General features: G+C 34.6%; 21 protein-coding genes, 3 pseudogenes and 1 other annotated feature. Of the genes and pseudogenes, 18 read left to right on the top strand and 6 right to left on the bottom strand.

What is annotated here, in order from left to right; translation table 11 throughout:
• The first annotated feature begins 235 nt into the window (after positions 1-235).
• The 3 genes from QUG14_RS04820 to tyrS all read left to right on the top strand — a co-directional run bounded on the left by QUG14_RS04820 (position 236) and on the right by tyrS (position 3,015).
• Positions 236-799 (top strand): GNAT family N-acetyltransferase, encoded by a 564-nt coding sequence (locus QUG14_RS04820; RefSeq protein WP_289339389.1) that lies wholly within the window; start codon positions 236-238, stop codon positions 797-799.
• A gap of 181 nt (positions 800-980) precedes the next feature.
• Entirely contained in the window at positions 981-1,493 is a 513-nt protein-coding gene (locus QUG14_RS04815; RefSeq protein WP_289344069.1) for a MarR family transcriptional regulator, read from the top strand.
• 14 nt (positions 1,494-1,507) lie between these two features.
• Positions 1,508-1,726: a binding site (T-box leader), on the top strand.
• A 44-nt stretch (positions 1,727-1,770) separates the two neighbouring features.
• Positions 1,771-3,015 (top strand): tyrosine--tRNA ligase, encoded by a 1,245-nt coding sequence (gene tyrS, locus QUG14_RS04810; RefSeq protein WP_289339388.1) that lies wholly within the window; start codon positions 1,771-1,773, stop codon positions 3,013-3,015.
• Positions 3,016-3,186: 171 nt separating this feature from the next.
• On the opposite strand, the pseudogene QUG14_RS04805 reads toward tyrS, so the two are convergent.
• Positions 3,187-3,561 (bottom strand): annotated as a pseudogene (locus QUG14_RS04805) (Lrp/AsnC family transcriptional regulator).
• A gap of 131 nt (positions 3,562-3,692) precedes the next feature.
• Between QUG14_RS04805 and QUG14_RS04800 the strand changes: the two are divergent.
• The 11 genes and pseudogenes from QUG14_RS04800 to QUG14_RS04750 all read left to right on the top strand — a co-directional run bounded on the left by QUG14_RS04800 (position 3,693) and on the right by QUG14_RS04750 (position 13,586).
• Positions 3,693-4,454, top strand: coding sequence for an MBL fold metallo-hydrolase (locus tag QUG14_RS04800; protein ID WP_289339387.1), 762 nt, complete (start codon positions 3,693-3,695; stop codon positions 4,452-4,454).
• A 194-nt stretch (positions 4,455-4,648) separates the two neighbouring features.
• Positions 4,649-5,877: pseudogene (locus QUG14_RS04795) on the top strand (MFS transporter).
• A 579-nt stretch (positions 5,878-6,456) separates the two neighbouring features.
• On the top strand, positions 6,457-6,972 hold the full coding sequence (locus QUG14_RS04790) for an AAA family ATPase (RefSeq protein ID WP_289339386.1): 516 nt from the start codon (positions 6,457-6,459) through the stop codon (positions 6,970-6,972).
• Positions 6,973-7,103: 131 nt separating this feature from the next.
• The gene (locus QUG14_RS04785; RefSeq protein ID WP_289339385.1) at positions 7,104-7,670 is read left to right on the top strand and encodes an AAA family ATPase; all 567 of its coding nucleotides are present in this window, start codon (positions 7,104-7,106) and stop codon (positions 7,668-7,670) included.
• Positions 7,671-7,981: 311 nt separating this feature from the next.
• Complete coding sequence (locus tag QUG14_RS04780; protein WP_289339384.1) at positions 7,982-8,821, top strand: hypothetical protein; 840 nt, start codon at positions 7,982-7,984, stop codon at positions 8,819-8,821.
• 235 nt (positions 8,822-9,056) lie between these two features.
• Positions 9,057-9,215, top strand: coding sequence for a hypothetical protein (locus QUG14_RS04775; protein ID WP_289339383.1), 159 nt, complete (start codon positions 9,057-9,059; stop codon positions 9,213-9,215).
• Between the two features lie 607 nt (positions 9,216-9,822).
• Positions 9,823-10,221: a CDI toxin immunity protein gene (locus tag QUG14_RS04770; RefSeq protein WP_289339382.1), complete on the top strand. Its 399-nt coding sequence runs from the start codon at positions 9,823-9,825 to the stop codon at positions 10,219-10,221.
• A 328-nt stretch (positions 10,222-10,549) separates the two neighbouring features.
• Positions 10,550-11,080: a hypothetical protein gene (locus tag QUG14_RS04765; RefSeq protein ID WP_289339381.1), complete on the top strand. Its 531-nt coding sequence runs from the start codon at positions 10,550-10,552 to the stop codon at positions 11,078-11,080.
• Between the two features lie 291 nt (positions 11,081-11,371).
• Entirely contained in the window at positions 11,372-12,319 is a 948-nt protein-coding gene (locus QUG14_RS04760) for a homoserine kinase (protein ID WP_289339380.1), read from the top strand.
• A gap of 197 nt (positions 12,320-12,516) precedes the next feature.
• Positions 12,517-12,984, top strand: coding sequence for a hypothetical protein (locus tag QUG14_RS04755; protein WP_289339379.1), 468 nt, complete (start codon positions 12,517-12,519; stop codon positions 12,982-12,984).
• A 230-nt stretch (positions 12,985-13,214) separates the two neighbouring features.
• Complete coding sequence (locus QUG14_RS04750; RefSeq protein WP_289339378.1) at positions 13,215-13,586, top strand: DUF2750 domain-containing protein; 372 nt, start codon at positions 13,215-13,217, stop codon at positions 13,584-13,586.
• A gap of 761 nt (positions 13,587-14,347) precedes the next feature.
• Here QUG14_RS04750 and QUG14_RS04745 read toward each other — a convergent pair.
• Positions 14,348-14,647, bottom strand: a complete 300-nt coding sequence (locus tag QUG14_RS04745; RefSeq protein WP_289339377.1) for a spore coat protein — start codon at positions 14,645-14,647, stop codon at positions 14,348-14,350.
• Complete coding sequence (locus QUG14_RS04740; protein ID WP_289339376.1) at positions 14,640-14,852, bottom strand: hypothetical protein; 213 nt, start codon at positions 14,850-14,852, stop codon at positions 14,640-14,642. Before QUG14_RS04740 ends, QUG14_RS04745 begins: the two co-directional genes overlap by 8 nt.
• Positions 14,853-14,996: 144 nt before the next feature.
• On the opposite strand from QUG14_RS04740, the gene QUG14_RS04735 reads away from it, so the two are divergent.
• Genes QUG14_RS04735 through QUG14_RS04725 form a run of 3 tightly spaced genes read left to right on the top strand, consistent with a single transcriptional unit; the run spans position 14,997 to position 16,738 of the window.
• Entirely contained in the window at positions 14,997-15,212 is a 216-nt protein-coding gene (locus tag QUG14_RS04735; RefSeq protein ID WP_283955524.1) for a spore coat protein, read from the top strand.
• A 10-nt stretch (positions 15,213-15,222) separates the two neighbouring features.
• Positions 15,223-15,585 carry a spore coat protein gene (locus QUG14_RS04730; RefSeq protein ID WP_289339375.1) on the top strand — a complete coding sequence of 121 codons (363 nt, stop codon included), beginning with the start codon at positions 15,223-15,225 and terminating at the stop codon, positions 15,583-15,585.
• Between the two features lie 16 nt (positions 15,586-15,601).
• Positions 15,602-16,738 carry a zinc-dependent alcohol dehydrogenase gene (locus tag QUG14_RS04725; protein ID WP_289339374.1) on the top strand — a complete coding sequence of 379 codons (1,137 nt, stop codon included), beginning with the start codon at positions 15,602-15,604 and terminating at the stop codon, positions 16,736-16,738.
• A 339-nt stretch (positions 16,739-17,077) separates the two neighbouring features.
• Here QUG14_RS04725 and QUG14_RS04720 read toward each other — a convergent pair.
• Positions 17,078-17,695, bottom strand: a pseudogene (locus QUG14_RS04720) (IS110 family RNA-guided transposase); the annotation flags it as partial.
• A 977-nt stretch (positions 17,696-18,672) separates the two neighbouring features.
• Between QUG14_RS04720 and QUG14_RS04715 the strand changes: the two are divergent.
• A complete protein-coding gene (locus QUG14_RS04715; RefSeq protein WP_289339373.1) occupies positions 18,673-19,152 on the top strand; it encodes a hypothetical protein in 480 nt (159 codons plus the stop codon).
• A 255-nt stretch (positions 19,153-19,407) separates the two neighbouring features.
• Here the strand turns inward: QUG14_RS04715 and QUG14_RS04710 are convergent, their stop codons facing one another.
• Together QUG14_RS04710 and mraY are read right to left on the bottom strand one after the other, a co-directional pair.
• Positions 19,408-20,652 carry an IS110 family RNA-guided transposase gene (locus QUG14_RS04710; RefSeq protein ID WP_289339372.1) on the bottom strand — a complete coding sequence of 415 codons (1,245 nt, stop codon included), beginning with the start codon at positions 20,650-20,652 and terminating at the stop codon, positions 19,408-19,410.
• A gap of 621 nt (positions 20,653-21,273) precedes the next feature.
• Positions 21,274-22,230 carry a phospho-N-acetylmuramoyl-pentapeptide-transferase gene (gene mraY / locus QUG14_RS04705; RefSeq protein ID WP_289339371.1) on the bottom strand — a complete coding sequence of 319 codons (957 nt, stop codon included), beginning with the start codon at positions 22,228-22,230 and terminating at the stop codon, positions 21,274-21,276.
• Positions 22,231-22,520: the final 290 nt, after the last annotated feature.

The raw sequence follows: 22,520 nt of genomic DNA, 5'->3' as shown, positions 1-22,520 counted from the left end.
AGATCTGGGCTGTCATTATGGCAGCCTTTTCTTATTCGCCTAACGAAGCAGTTTAATTTAATAACAATTATAAGTACATGGATCCCTTGGAGGATTAATGTACTTTTTTGTTGAATTACATTAACAGCAATTTAAATGAATCTATACTGGAGTAAATTATAAATAAGGGGTGAAAGTTTTTTTATTATATAAGTTTCATTAGGTCATAATTAAAATTTTAGAGAGGGGAAATTATATGAATCCTATTTTAATAGATGTTCCGTTACAAATAGAAACAGACAGACTAATTCTTCGAGCACCACTTCAAGCTGGTGACGGGAATGTAGTAAATCAAGCTATTAAATATTCAATTAATGAGTTAAAGCAATGGTTGTTTTTATACAATGCAATTCCTACTGTTGAAGAAACAGAAATTATCCTGAGAAATGCCCATATAGATTTTTTGAAAAGAGAAAGCTTTCGCTATCTTATCTTTCATAAGGGTACTAATGATTTTATTGGAACTGCTAGCCTTCACGGAATTAATTGGAAGATTTCTAAATGTGAAATTGGATACTGGATTAACTCCCAATTTAGTGGAAATGGATATATGACAGAAGCAGTAAGTGAGTTAACTAACCTTGGCTTTCAGCAACTCAAATTTAGAAGGATTGAAATTAGATGTGAATCAACAAACTTTAAAAGTCGTTCGATCCCAGAAAAACTAGGTTTTGAACTAGAAGGAACATTAAGAAATGATGATTTATCCGCAGATGGTAGCAAGCTAACTGACACTTGTATTTATTCAATGATAAAGTAAACTTTGTGAAAGAGGATTCCACTTAAATTAAATGAAGAGATGTCAATAAGGATTCTAGCACGTTCTTATTGAAGTATAGGGGCAGGTTAGTTAAATAATCAAAACTTGGTGTTGCAACCTTTATCATTTTTTGTTATTATCATTTCATAGCTAACGATTCAGAAAATTAGGAGTGGATATTATTCATTCATTTAATGAAGATGGAGAATTACTCCCTGAAGAAATAGATACAATTAATCGCTTAACTAAAATTCCTATTAGTTCCCTAAATCTTGATGCAATATCAGTCGTCACGAATATTTATCGAGTAGCACAAGGATTGAGAAATAAAATGGAACAGGAAGTCTTATCGCAATATGGCTTATCTTGGACAGCCTTTTCTATGCTTTATGATTTGTGGATCTGGGAATCAATTGAGACTAAAAAATTAGCTGAGTCCGCTGGAGTCTCAAAAGCAACAATAAGCAATATAACCAAAACTCTTGAAAGAAAAGAGTTGTGTTTTAGGAAGACGGATAACAGGGACAGAAGAATTACGTATGTTTCTCTAACCGATAAGGGAAAAAAAGTGATGGAGGACCTTTATCCCCAGTTCCATAATGGCGAGGTTCAGATTGTATCAGGTTTATCTGCCTATGAACAGAAAAACCTATCCAGAGTCCTAAGAAGAGTAATAATGGATAATAATTTTTAGAAAACAACTGAATATTAAAAGCGTTGATGGGAAACCCAGTAGTAGTTATCTCCCTGTAAGCAGAGAGTCGATGGTTGGTGCAAATCGACACACAGATAACAACGAATTACATTTCTGGAGCTTTCTTTGTTAGTTATAAGCAAAGAACGGACGAGCCGTTATTCGTAGAGTGGAAGGATGAATTCCTTCAACAAGGGTGGTACCGCGTGCAAAAGTTAAACCACGTCCCTTTTATAGGGGCGTGGTTTTTATATTTTAAAATTTGGAGGAATGAGCAATGAATGAGGTAATGAATCAACTTAACGCAGAACAATTAGTTGAGGTAAAAAGACAAATGAGCATATACACACAAGGGGTAAAGGACATTATTCCGCTTGAAGAATTAGAGGAAAAAGTAGCCAAGTCGGTTCTGCAAAACAAACCATTAAAGATAAAACTTGGTTTAGATCCTTCTGCTCCAGATGTTCATCTTGGGCATACCGTGGTCCTTAACAAAATGAGACAGTTTCAAGAGAACGGACATATTATCCAACTAATTATTGGGGACTTTACAGGGAAAATTGGAGATCCGACAGGGAAATCGGTGGCTAGAAAACAATTGACAGATGAAGAAGTGAAGCATAATGCCAAAACATACTTCGAGCAATTTGCAAAAGTTATCGATATGGAAAAAGTTGAATTACATTACAACTCTAAATGGTTGACTGAACTAAATTTTGAAGATGTAATTCAATTGGCAGGCAAGATCACCGTGGCAAGGCTTTTAGAAAGGGACGATTTTGAAGAACGTATCGCATTGGGGAAACCAATCTCACTCCACGAATTCTTCTACCCTTTGATGCAGGGATACGATTCTGTTGTACTGGAATCAGATGTTGAGCTTGGCGGGACTGATCAGCATTTTAATATTCTAATGGGAAGACACTTTCAAGAAAAGTTTGGGAAGGAAAAGCAAATTGCGTTGCTAATGCCATTACTGGAAGGGCTTGATGGTGTCGAGAAGATGTCTAAATCCAAGAAAAACTACATCGGCATTGATGAGAGCCCGCAGGAAATGTACGGAAAAGCAATGTCCATTCCAGATGAGTTAATGACTAAATACTTCGAGCTAGTAACAGATTTTACACCTGAACAAATTCAGACAACTAAGAAACAGTTAGAAACAGGGGAACTTCATCCAAGGGATGCCAAAATGCTGCTTGGTAAGACAATTGTAAGAATGTACCACGGTATTGAAGCGGCAGAGCAGGCTGAACATCATTTTGTCACGGTCTTCCAAAAGGGCTCTATGCCCGATGATATTCTTGTAATTGAATGGAAAGGAGATAAGGAAACATCAATCATCGACCTATTAGTTGGTTTGGAAATGTTATCCTCCAAGAGCGAAGCAAGAAGAATGATTGATAACAAAGGCGTAAAAGTAAACGGGGAACAAGTGGACAATCCTCATTTAACCCTAATTGTCACTGACGGCATAATTGTGCAGGTAGGAAAACGGAAATTTATTAAAGTGAAAATGTAAGAAAAAGAGTTAAAACCTCTAGAGGCTGTTAATGCGATTAACAGCCTCTAGTTTATCTTGTGTAAAAAGTTTGTGAAAACTTGTACTTAAGCTAACGGGTGTAGTTCATCTTGGATTAATGCCTCCATTTGTTTAAGTGTATTCCTTCACAATGTCGCATGTGTATTGATACTATTTGTTAATAACAATGGATAATTTGGAGCTCACCAAATTGCTCAAACCTGTCAAGAATTCATAGAATATTTCATTGCATGGGATATTGCATTCGAGAAGATAACAGCTTTCACCACTGACTTTGTAGTTGTTTATGATTAATGATTCGTGCTTTTCGTATAAATATGTATAATTGCGTGAACAAGATACCCCATTTTTACTTGATTCACTTTAATGGTGTACCCCTCAATAACCCCATTGTCCTCTAATTTCGCCACTCTAGCTGAAGTAGCCGGTCCAGTCAAATGGACTTTTTCACCCAATTTTTTTCATTTTAATCCGACTGTTCTTAGTTAGTTCCTTCAAGATATGCATATCTGTGTTATCTAACATTTATTTAACTTCTTTCATAAATAAAGTCAAACCGCCAAAAGACTTTACTTAATCTATGTATCCCTCATTTTCAATAGTTTAGACTATACATTGTTCAGAGAAAATTTCAAAAGATAAAGGAGTTAATATATATGAATATACATCAAATTCGTAATGCAACAATTGTCGTTGAATATGCGGGAAAGAAGTTTTTAATCGATCCAATGTTATCAGAAAAAGGGACTTACCCGCCTTTCCCCTTATTAAGAAAAAACAACTCAAATAATCCTTTAGTTAGTTTACCAATATCCATTGACGATATCATTCATAATGTTGATGCTGTTATTGTCACTCATCTACATTATGACCACTGGGATGATGCTGCTAAAGAAGCGCTGCCCAAAGAGATTAAAATATTTTCCCAAAATGAAGAAGATGCAACTGAAATTCAAAATGCAGGCTTCCAAAATGTAGAGGTTTTACAAGAGAATACAGTCTTTGAAGGAATCCAACTAATTAAAACAAAAGGCGAGCATGGAAGAGGCGAAATCCTAAAGGTTACTGGTCTAGTGTGCGGCGTTGTCTTCAAACACTCAAATGAGACAACATTATATGTAGCTGGAGATACTGTTTGGTATGAAGCTGTTCAGGAAGTAATTGAAACACACAAACCAAAAATCATTGTGGTCAACGGCGGGGATGTTCAACTCTCTGAAGGTGGTTCTCTAATTATGGGGAAAGATGACATTTATGAAGTTTATAAAGCTGCTCCAGATGCAAAAATCATTTCTGTCCATATGGAAGCTGTCAATCATTGGACATTATCAAAAGAAGAATTAAAAAGCTTTATTAATGAAAAAGGAATCTCCTCGAATGTATTAGTACCTGATGATGGAGAATCATATTCATTATAAAGAATCAGAGCAGATAGAATTTTATTTTGTGCAGTTTCTAAGCATTTATTTGTTCTGTAGTGATACAAGGAGCTCATGATTATGCAGTTGATAATCATGAGCTCCTTAATTATTTATTGAACGAAACCTTCTAAAAGAGTAGAAGCCTCTTGGACAGTATTGTAGAGAATGTTTATACAGAAAGTGGTGTATATATGAAGAAAACAATTAAAGAACAAAAGTTGGTATTAATTATTCTTTTAAGCAATATATTCATTGCATTTCTAGGTATAGGTCTCATCGTTCCGGTTATGCCGTCTTTTATGAATATCATGCATTTATCTGGAAAAACGATGGGCTATCTTGTCGCCGTACTTGCGGTGGCACAACTACTTATATCACCGCTCGCAGGACGATGGGTTGACCATTATGGCAGAAAGAAAATCATCATAATCGGCTTGTTTCTTTTTGGTGTTTCAGAACTTATCTTTGGTCTAGGCACGAATGTATCAGTGCTTTATATATCCAGGATCCTAGGGGGAACTAGTGCCGCCTTTATTATGCCAGGCGTTACTGCATATGTTGCAGATATTACATCGGTTCAGGAACGGCCCAAAGCGATAGGCTATATTTCTGCCGCCATTAGTACTGGCTTTATTATCGGACCTGGCATCGGTGGCTTTATTGCAGAATACGGTATACGTATGCCCTTCTTCTTTGCGGCAGGCATTGCCTTTTTAGCATGCATTTCATCAATATTTATCTTAAAAGAGCCGCAAACAAAGGAACAGCTTGCAGAAATTTCTGCTAATTCAAAGCAAATAAACTTTATAGGCGATTTCAAAAGATCACTTAATCCGCGTTACTTTACTGCCTTTATCATTGTATTTGTACTTGCTTTCGGTTTATCAGCATATGAAACAGTTTTCAGCCTTTTTTCTGATCATAAATTTGGCTTCACGCCGAAGGAGATTGCAGCTATTATTACAATCAGCTCAATCTTCGGAGTTGTTATGCAAGTATTCATGTTTGGAAAAATGGTAGATATACTTGGTGAAAAAAACTGATCCAATTATGTTTAATTATAGGTGCAATATTGGCGGTGGTGTCCACTGTAATCTCTAGCAATTTGGCAGTACTGGCGGTAACTTGCTTCATCTTCCTCGCATTTGACTTGCTTCGCCCGGCATTGACGACTTTTTTATCAAAAGCTGCCGGGAAAGAGCAAGGATTTGTTGCTGGAATGAATTCAACCTATACGAGCTTAGGTACTATCGGTGGGCCAGCGATGGGTGGAATATTATTTGACGTAAACATCCACTATCCTTATCTATTCGCTGCTGTCATTATGGTCATTGGCTTCGTTATTACAGTTTTGTGGAAAGAAAACCGATTGGGAGAAAGCTTAGGGGAAAAATTAGAAAAGCTCGAGGCACCATTGTAACAATAAATGGCCTAGAGTGTACCTGTGATGATTATTCAAAGTAGCTTTCCTTGTGGAGTTAGAAAACTATCTAACTTGAAAAGCTATACTCTTATCTTTGAACATTTGAACAAAAACCTCTTTTCCAATAAAAATATTATATGTGTAGGGTTATACTTAAACTAACAGGTGGGTTCGTATTATAAGGTTACCCAGTTTTTACTGGTTGACCTTTTTTAAAAGAATCTATTATATCAGTAGCCAGGGTAGGACGTACGGGTGCGTGGGAGAATGATCCCGTCAACTAAACTGTCCGCCCCCTACTTGGAGAAACATGATTGAGGCTGGTTGGGACAATGATCTCGTATAAAAAGCGAAGCTATGATACTGCATGGAGGAATAGGGGTTACTGACAAATAAATGGATAGGAAGAGATAAAAAATGAATCCAGTAGTTGGTGTAGATGTTTCAAAAGGAGAAAGTCAGGTTTTATATAGGGGGATCGCTGTGGCGGTCTTTTTTCTTGTTGAACTAAGAGGAGACATCCAGTTCTAAATAGAATAAGTATTAAAATGTATTAATTGATGTGGGTGGTTTAATTTGAAAAATAAAATTCCTAAAAAAATACGTATTATTGGTTCCGTTGGAAGTGGAAAAACAACGTTAGCAAAAAAATTATCCACAAAGTTAAATATCCCATTTTATGAATTAGATAATGTTGTTTGGAAAAGGAAAATGTCTGGAGATATAAGAAGAACAGATGAAGAAAGAGAAAAGTATTTATATTCTATTATTCATTCTAAAACTTGGATTATTGAAGGAGTTCATAATGAGGATTGGGTGGTTAGTAGTTTTCAAAATGCTGAATTGATTATTTACCTAGATACAAAATATTCAATAAGAACCTATCGCATAATAAAGAGGTTTTTATTACAAAAACTTGGATTAGAAAAATCAAATTACACTCCTACAATAAATATTTTTTTTAAAATGTTTAAATGGAACAGACATTTTGAAGAAGTTGGAAAACCTAATTTTTTTAATAGATTTGGAATATACAGTGAGAAGTTACTAGTGGTTACAAATAAAAGAAGTATTGAGAATTACTTCAACTAATGGGGTGCATTAATGATAATCCAGCTGCCATTTGGCAGCTGGATTTATTATGCTAATGTTAGGTTAGTTAAACAAGAAAGCAATAAAGGATTTTTTTTATTTCAAGAATTAGGCTTGAAGGAGTTGAAGCTATGAAAAGGTTAGTAATTATTACAGTGGGTAAAACCCATTCTGGAAAAACTACATTTGCAAATGCGTTAGAAAAACAGTTAAATAACTCTTTTGTTATGGATCAGGATAACCACGCTGAATTTATTAATACATATTATAAGAACTTACAACCAAGACAAGGACCCAATACTCTTAAGCATTCTCTCTCAAAGCTGATTGTCGATTATGCTAAAGAACATACTGATTTTCACTTTATTATTTGCAACGCAAATCGAAGTCGAAAAGGACGATTGTATTTGCTTGAAGAGTTGTTTAATGCTGATGAGTTTGTCCGTATCTTGGTCCATTTTGATATTCCTGATATTGTTCTTCAAGAACGAGTTATTCAAAGTCAAAGAAGTACGAATATATTAAGGGGTGCATATACAAATTTTGAGGAAGTGCTTGTTAGGCAACAGACTGAAACTATAAAAGAAGATATAGTTGACCCAACAGAGGGTGAAGCAGATCATTTATTTGTAATTAAAGACAACGAGGAAGTTAACTCAGTTATTCAAAATATTGTTTATATTTCTGAAAGTTATTAAACGGGTTAGGTTAGAACAAAAAGTATTAATTGAGGGTTGCTATTTCATAAAAGGGGAGAAATTCATTATAAGAAGGATACTTGTCGCACCTTATTCTTTCTTGAGTTTAGCAGGGTGTTCACAAGATAATAGAGTTTTTTATGCTTTTTAAAAGGACGGAGTAACTGGTAATCTTAGGAACAATTATAAGAACCTTGTCTGTTTATGTTCTACACCACTTACTTTCGAAATAGCATAAAATATATTTGAAGTAAATACAGGTCTTTCACCTATCCTTTAATCACCCATAAACTGAAACTAGGGTGATGAATATGCAAAAACGGAACCGGATGGACATAAACTCGTATCATCAAAAATATTTTCGTCCATCTTGCTTGAAAGCTTTAAATTTAAGATTTGAAAATTGGGAGTTCTTTTCGCCTTTTTCCGAAAAAGCTCAGGATCAAATCAAGCTACCTCTTGAATTAACCAGAACCCCTGAAGATACTATAATTAACTATTTTAGCGTCCTACGTGAAGCTGAAAATATTAGCAGGAGAAGTTGCGGTACGGTTGGTCAGGCTCGTACTCCATTTCCAATTGCTTATAATTTTTTCTCTCAAGAGTATAAAAATAAAGTAAGTTATGATAAATATTTTAATTCATTTGCAGGGATTGGGCATACGAGTTTAATAAAGCTTTTTCGAGTACCTGATGGAAAAAAAGGAATAAAGTATTTTTATGAAATTGAAACGATTGAGGGTTTTAAAGATAAGAAAGCGGAGTATTTTGGTTATTCATATGGATTTATCCAGCTAGTTTATGAAAAAGAGGGTTTTCGAATTTCGAATTTGAGTAAGTATGAAGAGGATTTTTTATGTGCACCGTATCATGGGTGGGATCATAACGGGGAAGATGTTGTAGGGATAAAATATGGGACCTGGTGTAAATTAATTCAACTTTTGTACCCAACCGTGAAAAATGGATACGTTAAATATATTTACTTTCATGGTAATGATGGAGCGGATTATTGTTTTATCTTTGTTACATTAACAAATGGAACGGATGTAGAAATTGCTCAATTTCGAAAAGTAATCAGTGAAGAGTGGAAACTGGTAAATATAAGGCCGGAAGAAGAGTGTTTACCTAAAAAAAGCACGGATAATCTATAAAGTGTTGACCTTTTGGAGAGGAAATTTACAATCTTGAAAGTGCAAATAACATAGGATTGATCATTCACGAAAAGAAAGTCTTCTTGTTCAACGAGGCTTCTTCGATACAAAGAGTCGTAGCTGCGGCTCTTTTTATTGTTCCACTAACGGGTGAGGTTACTTTAAGATAAAATTAAACCCATTTTCCAAAATCTTGTAGTATTATTGTTGTAAATAGGGTATAGGGGAGATGTACTTGAAAGAGAAGTTGTTAGTAATGTTATCAATGTTCATTTTACTTTTCATAGTAGTTGTTCCAATTGTATTTGCCAGTTCACCTTTTGTTATCGGTGAAGAAAAAGCAGGAGGCTATCAATACACTGTAATAAAAGAACAAAACACATTTACTTGGTAAATTGGTGATCGAGATAACATAATTACTGTTGTATAGAATAACGATACTAACGAAGAGTTGGAAAGTTTTAGAATTGCGGTTGAGGATATTAAAATGGAAAGATATAAAATAATAATATCTGCATCATATTTTATAATTGTTGTTGTAACAACGTTACTTTTATACAAGAAGAACAAACAAATACCTAAAGGTAGTGGTGCAATTATTGCTATATTTGCAGGGATTGCATTGTACTATACAATAGTAAATTCTATTAACCTACTGCATTTCAGGATGCGAAGTTTTATTATTTAATGCTAACCAATTAAGAATTGATATTTCACGAACGGGTTCTATAGTTGTACAAGACCACACAAAGACTAAAACAATGGTGCATTTTTATTCAATATCTAAAATCTAAATAATATTTAACCCAATAAAAAAAGAGCCAACTAGCTCTTGCTTTAGTTCGTATCAGCCCCGCCTACGCTAAATACTATGATGTCCACGATTACCATCCAACCCAGTATAATTATACAATAAAACGTTTGTATATTCAATATATATACATAGACTAATATATTCCATTTTCTTTATAATATAATCAATTAGTAAAGGGGCATTATCCTTGAATAGAGAAGAAAGAAAAAAGCGTATCGAATATCTAGTCCAAAAAAGAAAGAAACAGGAAGAAAAATTGCGTAGGGAGCAACAAATTACTGAGATTTTAGAGGTATTCCCTGAAAAAGAGAAAGTGGAAATATTAGATGACAGCGAAAGCGGCACGATTACAAGAAATATGACAGGTTGTTTTCCGATTGCATTTTGGGGAGGAATTGATTGGGACAAGGTGCATAACAAAATTTTTCTTACTTCAGATGACATTTTCACTATTCCTACAGTCCTTTCTAATCATTCATTTGACACATCAGTTCCTGTTTACCTTATCGCAGGTGACTATAATACCCCAGTAGTAAAAACTTCTTTATTCACAATACTAGAAAAGTTGAGGATGTTATGTGCATAGGGCCAGACCAACGATTTATAGTCCACATTTAAAATACGTAATTGAATGTACAAACAAACTTATTCATTGGATTTTTGCCTTACTAATAAGCAAAGAAACTTTCCTTGATTTGGCTTAAGAGATACAATTAAGTAACTAATGAAAAACCTTCCAATATAAGTGAGGAAGGTTATTTGGCATGAGCATTTTTAGTATAGCATTTAATTTTTTGTTTTTTAATGAAAAATATTGACATCCTATTAGCTGGTTTAGTGAAAGCAGGAATACTTCATTCGATGTTGAATTTGTATTATTACAGAAAAAACTATTTAGTTATGGCGGTGTTTATTTGATTAAATTAATTAAGCAAGAGGAAGAAGAAACTATTTATTGGGAAGTTTGGCAAGACGGTAGAACCTTAATGATCCATTACGGTACTGTTGGGGATACTGGTGAAACAGAAGAAGTGAAATTACAGATGTTTAAAAGGGCAGAAAAAGTAATGGATGAACTAGCTGAAGAAAAAGTTAACGAAGGTTTTGATTATCTAGAAGAGGACGAATTAATCGAGCTAGTGGTTCAATACAGCTACAATGAAGACGAAATGCAAACAGCACAGAAACTTAGGCACACCGTTGAAGACATAATGAATGAATGTTTAGGTTGGACAGGGAATGGTTCGTGTGATGGTGGTGATATTGGCAGTGGCACAGCTAATATTTTCAACTATGTCGTAGATGTTGAAAAGGCTTCACGAACAATAATAGAGGAACTTAATAATAATAATTTACTACAGGGTGCAAAAATTGCTTATTTAAATCCTGAAGATGAAGAATATGTCGTTTTATATCCTGATGGAGCAGAGTTTGACCTTATTTAATAGGCGTTGAGAAAACTCAACGCTTTTTTTGATTCTAATTATAGTGTAAATCAAATCATAAAGCCTGTAGCTGAACGGAATGAAGGGAATATTGCAGCCCCCTCCCTAATCAAATCATAAATGGACTTTGTGAAGGATTGTACTTACACTAACGGGTACAAGACTTGAAGATCGTAATGCGTTGCTGCGGCAGTTGATTCTTCTATTTCTTCTTCAACTAAAGGGGAAGGTTAGCTTAAGAAGGATGCTATAATAAATGGAAAAAGATGAATATGTTAAGAGGAGTATATTATGGCTGTAAAAACGGTATTTACCAATGAAGCACTTCAACACATTTTTGCTAATTATAATCTTGGGAAGTACATTAACTCTAAACCTATTTCAGAAGGAACTGTTCAAACCAATTATAAAGTTCAAACAACGAATGGGTATTTTGTGTTTAGGTATTATGAAAACCGTACAAAGAATTCAGTTTTATTTGAAACCAACTTGCTTAGTTATTTAAAGGAAAACAATTATCCCTGCCCTCAACCCTTTATAAATAATACTGGAAGCTTTGTGGGTAACTATAATTTAAAGCCATTTGTCGTTTTTAGCTACATAGAAGGTCATCATATTGAAGAGCCAAACGAAGGGCAAAAAAAGATACTGATTCAAAAGGCTGCTGAGTTGCATAAGATTACCCAAAGTTATTCGCCAATCCATAAGGAAAGTCGGTGGAACTATGGAGTAGAGTTTTGCCGAGAACAAGCGATAGCAGCATACAAACGAATAAATTCCTTAAATTCAAAGAAGAAATTTAATTGGATAGATAAAGGATTGCTTACGCTAGAACTTCCCCAATCATTGCCGATGGGAATTTGCCATTCAGACTTTCACACTTCAAATATTCTTTATAATAATAATAAATTTGTTGCTTTGCTTGACTTTGATGATGCGAATTACACTTATCTTCTTTTTGACCTTGTTGGATTAATTGAGTCCTGGGCTTGGACCCACGATAAATACGATGTGATTAATTTAACTGAAGCGAAGAAAATTATAGAAGAATACACGAAACATAAACCATTAAGCATTGTGGAAAAAATACATTTGTTTGACGTATATAAATTGAGCATTTTTATTGATAGTGTCTGGTTTTTTGAAAGAGGAGATGCTGAAGACTTCTATGAAAAAAGAAAGATTGACTACCTTGACCAGTTAGGCAGGGAGAATTTTTATAAAGTATTCTTTGATTGATTTTACCTTAAGTAATAAAGAGTTCGTCAATTTAGGGGTCTTGTGAAATTCCTCACTTATACTAACGGGTGCTTTACTTCAAGAACTGGCTGCTAATTAAGGTAGCCTTTTCTTATTGAACTAAAGGGCAGTTTAGTGAGAGAAGGATATAACCAAAAATTGCAGAATTTTATAGGCAAACAAATAGGAGATTACTTATGGATTTAAAATTAATGGCGGAAATATATAGACTAGGAATTTCCATTGGGTATTATAATGTTCAGGATGTAATAAAATGGGCAGACAAAGTAATTGAAAACCTAGATAGCCCACCTTATGAAATTATCGATATATCCTTATCTGCTAAAGAAAAGCCTATCGATATATGTTTTAAATTAAAATGCTTCAAGGGGGAGATCCAAAATGATTTGCCTCCTAAGATAATTCTGGGATTACTAAATGAGTATTTAAATAAATCGGGAGATACATCCGAGGTAATTCAGATGATGGACCGATTAAATGATCATATGCTAGAAAGTTTTGAGTGGATAGAAAAGGAGTTTCATTATTTTTCCGATGCGTTTTATTTAGCAGAACAAAAAAAATATGGGAATAAATCAGAAGTAATAAGTGATCTAAAACAATTCTTGATTCAAATTGGTGACTATACAAAATACCTTCCTTGATGTTTTTACTTTCGCATATCCATTCAGTTTGTGAATCGTTTCACTTAAACTATCGGGTGCAAGACTTGAAGATCGTAATGAGTTGCTGCGGCAGTTGATTCTTCTATTTCTTCTTCAAGTAAAGGGGAAGTTTAGTTGAAGAAGAAATGGTATAATTCTCCTTGAAAATATAATAACTTTCTATTTTACTTAGTATATTTTTTAATAATTATCGTAAAGGAATGACATATATGAAATTAATTAAACGATTTATTTTAAACCGTCCTGCTGAAAAGCGACTTGCATATTTTTATGGTATGGTTGTAACGGATGAACAGGTATGGTTACTACGCGATAAAAATGGCGACTTATTACTTTTAGAAGATGATGATGGAGACTATCCCTTTTTACTACCTGTTTGGCCCAGTCGAAGCTTTGCTGAAATGGAGGCTGTCAAAATAGATGAGTCTTACGAAGCTTTCAACATACCTCTTTCAAATTTTTTAGACGATTTACTAGTTGATATTGAAAATGACGGTGGTGCTACAGCAATTTTCCCAAATGAAAACGATACAACCATTCAAAAACGTGATGAAATAAAGGAAATGATTCGCAATTTATAGCAAGTAAGAAGCTCCCTCACATTAAATTAAAAAATATAAAGTAAGACCAGATTTTAAATCCAGCTTTTTGACATTTATTTAATTGTTATGATTTATAAAATAAATAAAAACGCAATTAGACTAGTAAAAGGAGAAGCCAAGTAGGTTCAATTCTTTAGTAGAAATTGAAATTGTTATTTAACTACCATGAAAATAAGTTTCTTCAAGATTAGAAAAATGACAAAACTTAAGAAGACCCTGCTCAATCGTTAAAAAAAGAGGAGAGCGATAATTAATAAGTCTATGGATTAGGGTTGACTGGATTAAGGTCAGTATCAGTATGGACACTTCCTAACCATTTTCATTCTTTGTGGAGCAGCACTCATTTTGTTCTGCATGGATGGCTAACGGGGTAGGTACTATGAGGGTTCCAAGGAAAAAGGATAGGGAATGTTTCAATGTGGGTCCAGGAGAACACAGACTGTTAAATTTAAGGGATATGGAGCCCTTTTTAAGAAAAATACAGTTTTGAAATACTCTCCTGTCGATGCTTGTTTTTGTGTTAGCTGTGGTAATGTATCATTGCTAAAAGTAAGAAACCCAGAAAAGTTCATTTGAATTTTATACAATGATTACGGTAATGAAAAGGTAACAGTGACAGGCGGCTTTTCTTCTTCAACTGACGGGCAGGTTGAAGATCTACCTGTGTAATATATTGAAGGAAAAAATCAGCTGTTTAATAGCAGCTGATTTTTTATTGCATAAAACATACGATACTGCCCCTATTGATCTTTAAGGTTTAAAGCTGTTTGTGCATCCTGCAGTCTTACATTTAATTGGTCACCTAAATTATTAGGGTGATAATATCCATTAGCAGTCATAAAATCTGTTATCTTGGCATGTGTATCCACTGCATTTCTTAATTGCTCGCGAAGAGCTGATTTCAGTTCAGGTGTGGCTGTTTCCGTAATAGCAAATGCGAGATTTCTGACTGCAGATTTAGATGAAATCAGAAAATCCGAGGCGATTGCCCGTTCTGTTAATCCTCCCATTCCAGCCATATTTTGCATGAGATTAGTCATTGTGAGTCTCCTCCCGGTTTGTTATAAAGGTCTGAAGTTGCTTCAGACCTTGACTTCCTGATTCTAAATCACCAGAAAGAATCGTTTTAAGATCTCCATCAGGAAGCAATTTGCTCATAGTTACAGCTTTTGTTATACATACTGTTTTAAATGCAATTAACTCGAGTGTCTCCAGTGTTTCATGAAGTCCTAAATATTTTGTCAAGTGTATCTCTCCAATCTTTAAAAACTTCTCTTATCATGCTTCAGTCAGGAGATTCATATTCCACCAAAAATATGCCATAACCAGTAATATTTCACTGAATAATTTTCACATAGTAAAGGGATTTTAATTTCAGGAGGTGAAGTTATGGAGAAGGAAATCTTGGCTTATCATGAAACAATGGAAACACATGAGGTATTAAACCTGAAAACTGTATGCTTATTGAAATCAAAGCTTATGCAGGGGCTTTGCTTCGATAATGATTTAAAAGCACTAATGGAAAAAGATGTTCAACAATCAATCGCAGCGATAAATGAACTTAAAGAATTTTATAAAGGTGCAAGAACCAATTATATAGGGTGAGGTGAAAAAAATGGAAATGGATTATTTGGATCCCCAAGGGGCTGAACATATGCCAGAAATGGCAGATTCGGGCATTGCATTAGAGTTTCTTCTTTCAGTTAAAACGGGCATTCATACATATGCCATTGCGTTAACTGAAACATCGAGCCTGGAGTTAAGAGAGGCATTATACAGGCAAATGGAACTATCTATTGATTTACACACCGAGATATCTGAATTGATGATAAGCAAGGGCTGGTTATATCCGAACGATGTTGGCAAGCAAGTTGAGTTGGATCTTAAATCTGCCGAAAATGCTTTAATGATTGCCGGGATGAACTTATTCCCGAATGATACGGATAGACTTGGAATGTTTGCAACGCCTAATAAATAAGGGAGGTTAGAGAAAAATGAAAGCTGTCACGTACCAGGGGAATAAAAATGTCCAGGTTAAAGAAGTAAAAGACCCAAAAATTAAAAATGGCGATGATATCATTGTAAAAATAACAACTTCTGCTATATGCGGATCCGATTTGCATTTGATTCATCAAATGATTCCCAATTTGCCAACTGATTACGTAATAGGCCATGAACCGATGGGGGTAGTCGAAGAAGTAGGACCCGAAGTAACAAAATTGAAAAAAGGGGATCGGGTAATTATTCCCTTTAATGTAAGCTGCGGGCATTGCTGGTACTGTAACCATGACATAACTAGCCAATGTGATAATTCAAACCCTCATGGTGAAATGGGCGGTTTCTTTGGATATTCAGAAACAACCGGTGGATATGCTGGCGGACAAGCTGAATATATGCGAGTTCCATATGGAAACTTTACACCCTTTAAAATACCGGAGAATTGCGAAGTAGAAGATGAAAAGTTAGTGTTACTTGCAGATGCAGCCTCAACAGCTTATTGGAGTGTAGATCACTCTGGTGTCAAAGCTGGTGATACTGTCATCGTTTTAGGATGTGGTCCAGTAGGTCTCCTTGCTCAAAAATTTGCCTGGTATAAAGGTGCTGAGCGAGTTATTGCTGTCGATTACCTCAATTACCGGCTTGAGCATGCGAAACGAACCAATAAAGTGGAGACTGTAAATTTTGAAGAACATGAAAACGTTGGCGAATATTTAAGAGAGATAACACGAGGCGGAGCAGATATCGTTATTGATTGTTCAGGTATGAGCGGCAAGATGACTCCTCTTGAATATCTTGCTTCCGGAATGAAGCTTCATGGCGGTGCGATGGGCGGGCTTGTCATTGCGTCACAGGCTGTACGGAAAGCTGGGACCATCCAAATTACCGGTGTTTATGGGGGACGTTACAATGGATTCCCGTTAGGAGACATCTTCCAAAGAAATGTTGACATTAAAACGGGTCAGGCCCCAGTTATTCCGTATATGCCTTTTCTTTATAATCTTATATCTGAAGGAAAGGTTGATATTGGTGATGTAATTACACATGTTCTTCCATTAGACCAGGCAAAGCATGGATACGAAGTTTTTGACACAAGGACCGATAATTGTATAAAAGTCATTCTAAAACCTTAAATTGAATAAATCTAAGAATGAATTCCTATAAATTCTTTTAAAAATGGAGATTGTTATTTTATATTACAAGGACTTATAATTTGGGATAGCAGTTTTTGGTATACTATTAACAATTATCTACACTGCAATACTTGCATCACAATTAATGGTCACAAAACATAAGGTTGAATACCTATATTTCACCGATAAATTTACAGAAAGACTAAACCAGCTAATAGTTTGTCAATATTTTCAATAAAAACTTAAAATAACTCATGCTATACTAAAAATGTGCATGCCAAATAACCTTCCGTTATTCTGTTTTTGGAAGGTTTTGTTTTATTTAGTTTATTTTTGGTTCTAAGCTATATCTTGGAAAGTTGTTCTGTTCTTTAAAAGGGCAAATATCCAATGTAAGAGTTTATTTACACATGCAATTACAGCTACTTTAAAGGGCTTTCCTTCACCACGTTTCTTGTCGTAAAACTCTCGCATTTTCTTGTTGCGAGGGATGATTTCATCCGTTGTTTTCTTTTTACGGCAATCACGAATCGCACAACGAACAGCCATATATAAGGCGTGTCTAAGTCTACTTGAACCTTTTTTTGTGATTCGATTTTTAGTGGCAGAAAATTTACCAGATTCAAAGACACTAGGGTCCACTCCAGCGAATGCTATAAGCTTTTTAGGATCATTAAATCGATCTATCTCCCCAATTTCTGAAATAATCGTTGCAGCGATTTTTTCTCCGATACCTGGGATAGATTTGATAATATTATATTCTTCAATTTCTTTAGCGAGGGCATCTATCTCCGACTCCAACTTTGATAGGTGCTCTTTGTATTGAAGAATCATATTAATATACATACCAAGGCTTAAAATATGACTCTGATAGACTGTCTTTTCAAAAGGGTTACGAGCTGCTGCAGTCTTAAGTTTAATTGCACTTTCTTTTGCCCACCTGATTGATCGACTTTTACCTCCACCTAAACTAGTAATTTGCCAGTACCCCTAATTCCTCCATGCAGTGTCACAGCTTCGCTTGTTATACGAGATCTAAGTCCCAACCAGCCTCAATCATGTTTCTACAAGTAGGGGGCGAACCGTTTAGCTGACGGGGTCGAAGCCCCACGGGCAGTTACGTTCTACCCTGGCTACTGATATAATAAGACCAAAATAAATAAGGTCAACCAGAAAAATTTAGCATTCGGGCTAACCTTATAATACGAACGGGGCAGTTTAGTTGAAGAATATAACCGAAGAAAAAAGCACCTTTATACAAAAGATGCTTGCTTTTAATTACTCGGTCGGCTTTATCTAAGGGACTTTTTTAGGTTTTTTAATTCAAAGCTGCTGATACTCCAGTTATTATCATGATTGTTAATACAAAGTAACCGAATCCAATCTCCTTATTTTTGTCCCCGAATATTTTACCTAGAAAGCTTTCAATTAATTGATTTAGAATTAGTAAAGTAAAAAATAAAGGTATAAGTATTAGTGGATTTTTGCTCACGAGATTATAATCGAAAAACTGAATAGCGATAAAAACAAACATAAAAGATATTAATCTACTAATATTATTGGAACCTCGTTTAAAAAGCCATTTGAAAAACTGCTTTGTGAATTCAACATTAAGCAGCCCCTCTCTTATTGGTATTTTTCATAATAATCAATTTATTGTAATTGTAACTTACTTCCATAAAAATGACTATATAGTTAAAACAACAAGTATCAAAGTAAAACAAGGAACGGGTGAATAGTAGAAGAACGAGGATTACTACGGGGATCCTTTTTTGTTGTTCAGCTAACGGTGCAGATTAATTCAATGAAGGAAAAAATTTTTCGAAGGTCATTTTTTCAAATAGTACATAAAAAAGTAAGTAATGAAAATAATATGAAAGGATATTTATCATTGGGATTTAATATAGTTAAACTTATATAAAGAGGGAATGTTGATGTACTGGAATGGTGTATTAAAAAGATTAGACATATTTGCTAAAGGTTCTTGGTTTATTTATCTAATAGGATCAATACTGCTATCACTTTCTATTACTACAACTAAAAATATTTCGCGAAGAGAGTGGCTTTTACTTTTTGGAATTATTGGTTTTTATGGTTGGATGGCTAACATTATCTTATTTTTTATATTTGATTTAATGGATTCAGGAGATCCTTCTATTGGTGGTATACCTGATATTTTTATGTTTGTAATTGGACCAGCTGCAACTGCGATCTTGTTTTTAAATCGATATAACACTCCTACAAAGTTAATCAGGGTAATTTTCTTTTCAATTTTATCTTTTCTAGTGGAATATATATTAGGGAGATTAGGTTATTTAAAATTAAAAGGTTGGAGACCTGTTTACTCAATCCCTTTTTATTTGTTGCTCTTTGCGATTGTTCTACCTTGGACATTAAAAATTATAAGAAAATAATTAGAGGTGAATTAAATTTTCTAACTTCACGGAAAGGGTGCAAGAGTTGAACTTAGGGGATCGCTGCGGCATTTCTTATTTATTGTGAAATCAAAGATTGTGAAACAATGTTCTTAAACTAAACCAGCTAATAGTTTGTCAACATTTTTCATTAAAAGTTTAATAGCCTCATGTTATACTAAAAATATTCATGCCAAATAACCTTCCGTTATGCTCTTTTTGGAAGGTTTTGTTGTATTTAGTTAGATATAGATTTTAAGCTATATCTTGGAAAGTAGATCTGCTTTTTAATAAGGCGTAAATCCAATGTAAGAGCTTATGCTTATTAACACAGGCAATGATTGCTACTCTAAAGGGTTTTCCTTCTTCTCGTTTTTTGTCGTAAAACTCTCGTAGTCTTCTATTGCGTGGAATGATCTCATCGGTTGTTTTCTTTTTACGGGCATCCCGAATTCCACTTTGAACAGCCATATACAGGGCATGGCGAAGTCTACATGAACCACGTTTGGTAATTCGGTTTATGGATGCAGTAAACTTTCCAGAAGAGTAGACACTAGGATCTATTCCAGCGAACGCAACTAACTTCTTGGCACCATTAAACCGATCTATCTCCCCAATTTCAGAAATAATCGTTGCAGCGATTTTTTCTCCGATTCCAGGGATAGATTGGAGGATTTCATATTCTTCAATTTTACTAGCGAGGGCATCTATTTCATCCGCAATATTGGATAGATGCTCTTGGTATTGAAGAACAATCTTAACCAAGATTTCAAGGTTAAAAATATGACTATCGTAGAGGTTGTTTTGAAAAGGATCACGAAGGGCTGCTTCTCTTAATTTCTGTTCCTTTTCCTTTGCCCATGACTCCGAACGACTCATACATAACGAAGCTATCTTATCAGTTAACTCTTTTTCACTCACACTTAATACAGCCTTAGAAGTAGGGAACTCTAGTAAAGTAAGCAATGATACTTTCAAATATAGGCTTCCAAATACACCTCGATACTCTGGAAATACCTGATCGATTAAAGAATGAAGCTGTAACTTTGTTTTCGCTGATATTTCTGCAATACTCTCTTGTTGTCTTGTTAGATTACGAAGGTTTAAGAGTTGTACTCCACGCTTCTTGTAAGGCTCTAATTCTTCTTTATAATACAATTCACAAAGGTGATAAGCATCGATTGCATCTGTTTTTTCCTTTCTTAGGCTTGAGCTCTTGGCTCTGTGTGAGATAAGAGGATTGACGATAATATAAACATATTTTTGTTCCTCTAAAAACTGAATAACGGGAATATGATAGTGCCCAGTTGATTCTAAAACGACCGAAGGTTGATGACCACCTGCTGATTTCTCAACTTCTTGAAGGAAATCTAATAAATTCCCCAAACCCTCAAGATCGTGATTAATACTAAAGCTCTTACGGTATGGCTTACCTTTATCTAAAAAAGCTTGTACCTGACTTTCCCCTTTTGATACATCCAGACCAATGACTGGATTCATAATTTATCTCCTCCTAGAAATGCAATATTAGTCGGTATCCCCTAAGGCTTCTTGTAATGTCATAGGTTCACTTGTAAAACGGGATCTATGTCCCAACCAGCCTGAAACATGTTTATACAAGTAGGGGGTGAACAGTTTAGCTAACGGGATTGAATCCCACTGGTGCGACGTTCTACCCCGACTACCGTAATCATAAGACCATATAAAAAAAGGTCAACCAGAAAAATCTGGATAACCTTATATTACGAACGGGGTGCAATAGTTAAAGATGATGATCTCTGCGGCGGTCATTTTTTCTTGTTGAACTAACGACGAGTAATTGAAAACGGGGTTACTATGTAATGGAGTTCCAGTTGAAAACGATCTTCAAGTTGAAGATCGTTTTCACATATAAAATCTTAATATTATGCCAAAATGTAGTACCCCTACTAGTGCACCTTTATATAATATTAAAAAGGAGTTTGATGACAAAAGTGGATATCATCTCCGTTTATATAATTATTGGGGTATTGATTAGTACATCAATTTATGCGGTAGCAGATTTTCGACCTTGGTATTTTTTTTCTGCATTATGCATTGCCTGGTTCCCTCTAATATTCATTGGAATGATTATAACTTTATTTATGGATTTAGAAAGAATTTCCAATAAAGTAAACAGATAAAAGCACAAAACCAAGAAAGAAATCCAAAAACCGTCACAATTGTATTTTCGGACCACCCATATTTTATGCCAAAGTGAAAATGAATCGGTGTCATTCTGAAAATACGCTTATGAGTAAGTTTGAATGACGAAACTTGTAAAATAACCGAAAGTTCTTCAGCAAAATATATAAAGAACAAAATGGGAATTAAAATTTCAACTTTCTCAATAACAGCAAGAAACGACAGCGACCCCCCTATAGCTAATGATCCCGTATCCCCCATAAAAGCTTTGGCAGGATATATATTATAAATAAGAAAGCCGAGTAAACATCCAATCATAATTAGACAAAAAAGTTGCACCTCTGATCTGTCTGAAACCATAAAAAAGAAAAAGTATGAAGGGATTGCAACAACTCCTAAAAGTCCGTCTAAACCATCCGTGAAATTTATGGCATTTGCAGAACCTACGACAAATAAGGTGATGACAATGAAATATAACACCGTTGGAAGATCAAAGGAGATATTTTTATAAATATTAATGCTGGTGTCTACGCCTATTTCGTTGATCGCGTAAAAAAGCAAAGTACCAGTAAAAATAAATTGAAAAATAAGTTTGGTCTTACCCGAGACCCCTAATGGATCTTGACGAGAAGCTTTCCAAAAATCATCCAAAAACCCAACAAAACTAAAAAGAATGTATGTAATAGACAAGAAATACATTAATGGAGTAGGTGAAAAGAGAATTGATATTATAATTCCTACAAAAAGAATAATTCCAAACATTAACGGAGTGCCTTTTTTTAACTGATGACCTGAGGGGAGTTCTCTTCTTATCGGTTGAAGGAGCCTAAGTCTTATCAAAACAGCTATTAATAGTGGAGATAAAATTGAAACAACTACAAAAGCAATTAACGCTGGGATTATTTGATCACTCACTTTTCATTTCTCCTTTTCTCTTTATTACCTATAATAAATTCTATAACACTCATTCATTTCCTCTATTTAATTCAATATGTATAAAAATCAGGTTTAAAAGTATATTACTATGTAAATAAGGAGTCTTTTTGATATACCCATACATATTAATGGATTAGATTTTGTTAAGGTAAAAAATATTGTGAAGATCCTCACTTTAACTAACGGGCTTTTAATTTAAGATCAGGCTGCCAATATTGACGGCTTTTTTGTTTTGCTTTAGCTCACATAAGAATCTCAGTAGTCGAATA

It is taken from the genome of Neobacillus sp. CF12, assembly GCF_030348765.1.
Taxonomy (GTDB): domain Bacteria; phylum Bacillota; class Bacilli; order Bacillales; family Cytobacillaceae; genus Neobacillus.
The sequence above is the reverse complement of the archived record's forward strand: the minus strand, read 5'-3'. Positions and strand labels throughout refer to the sequence as shown.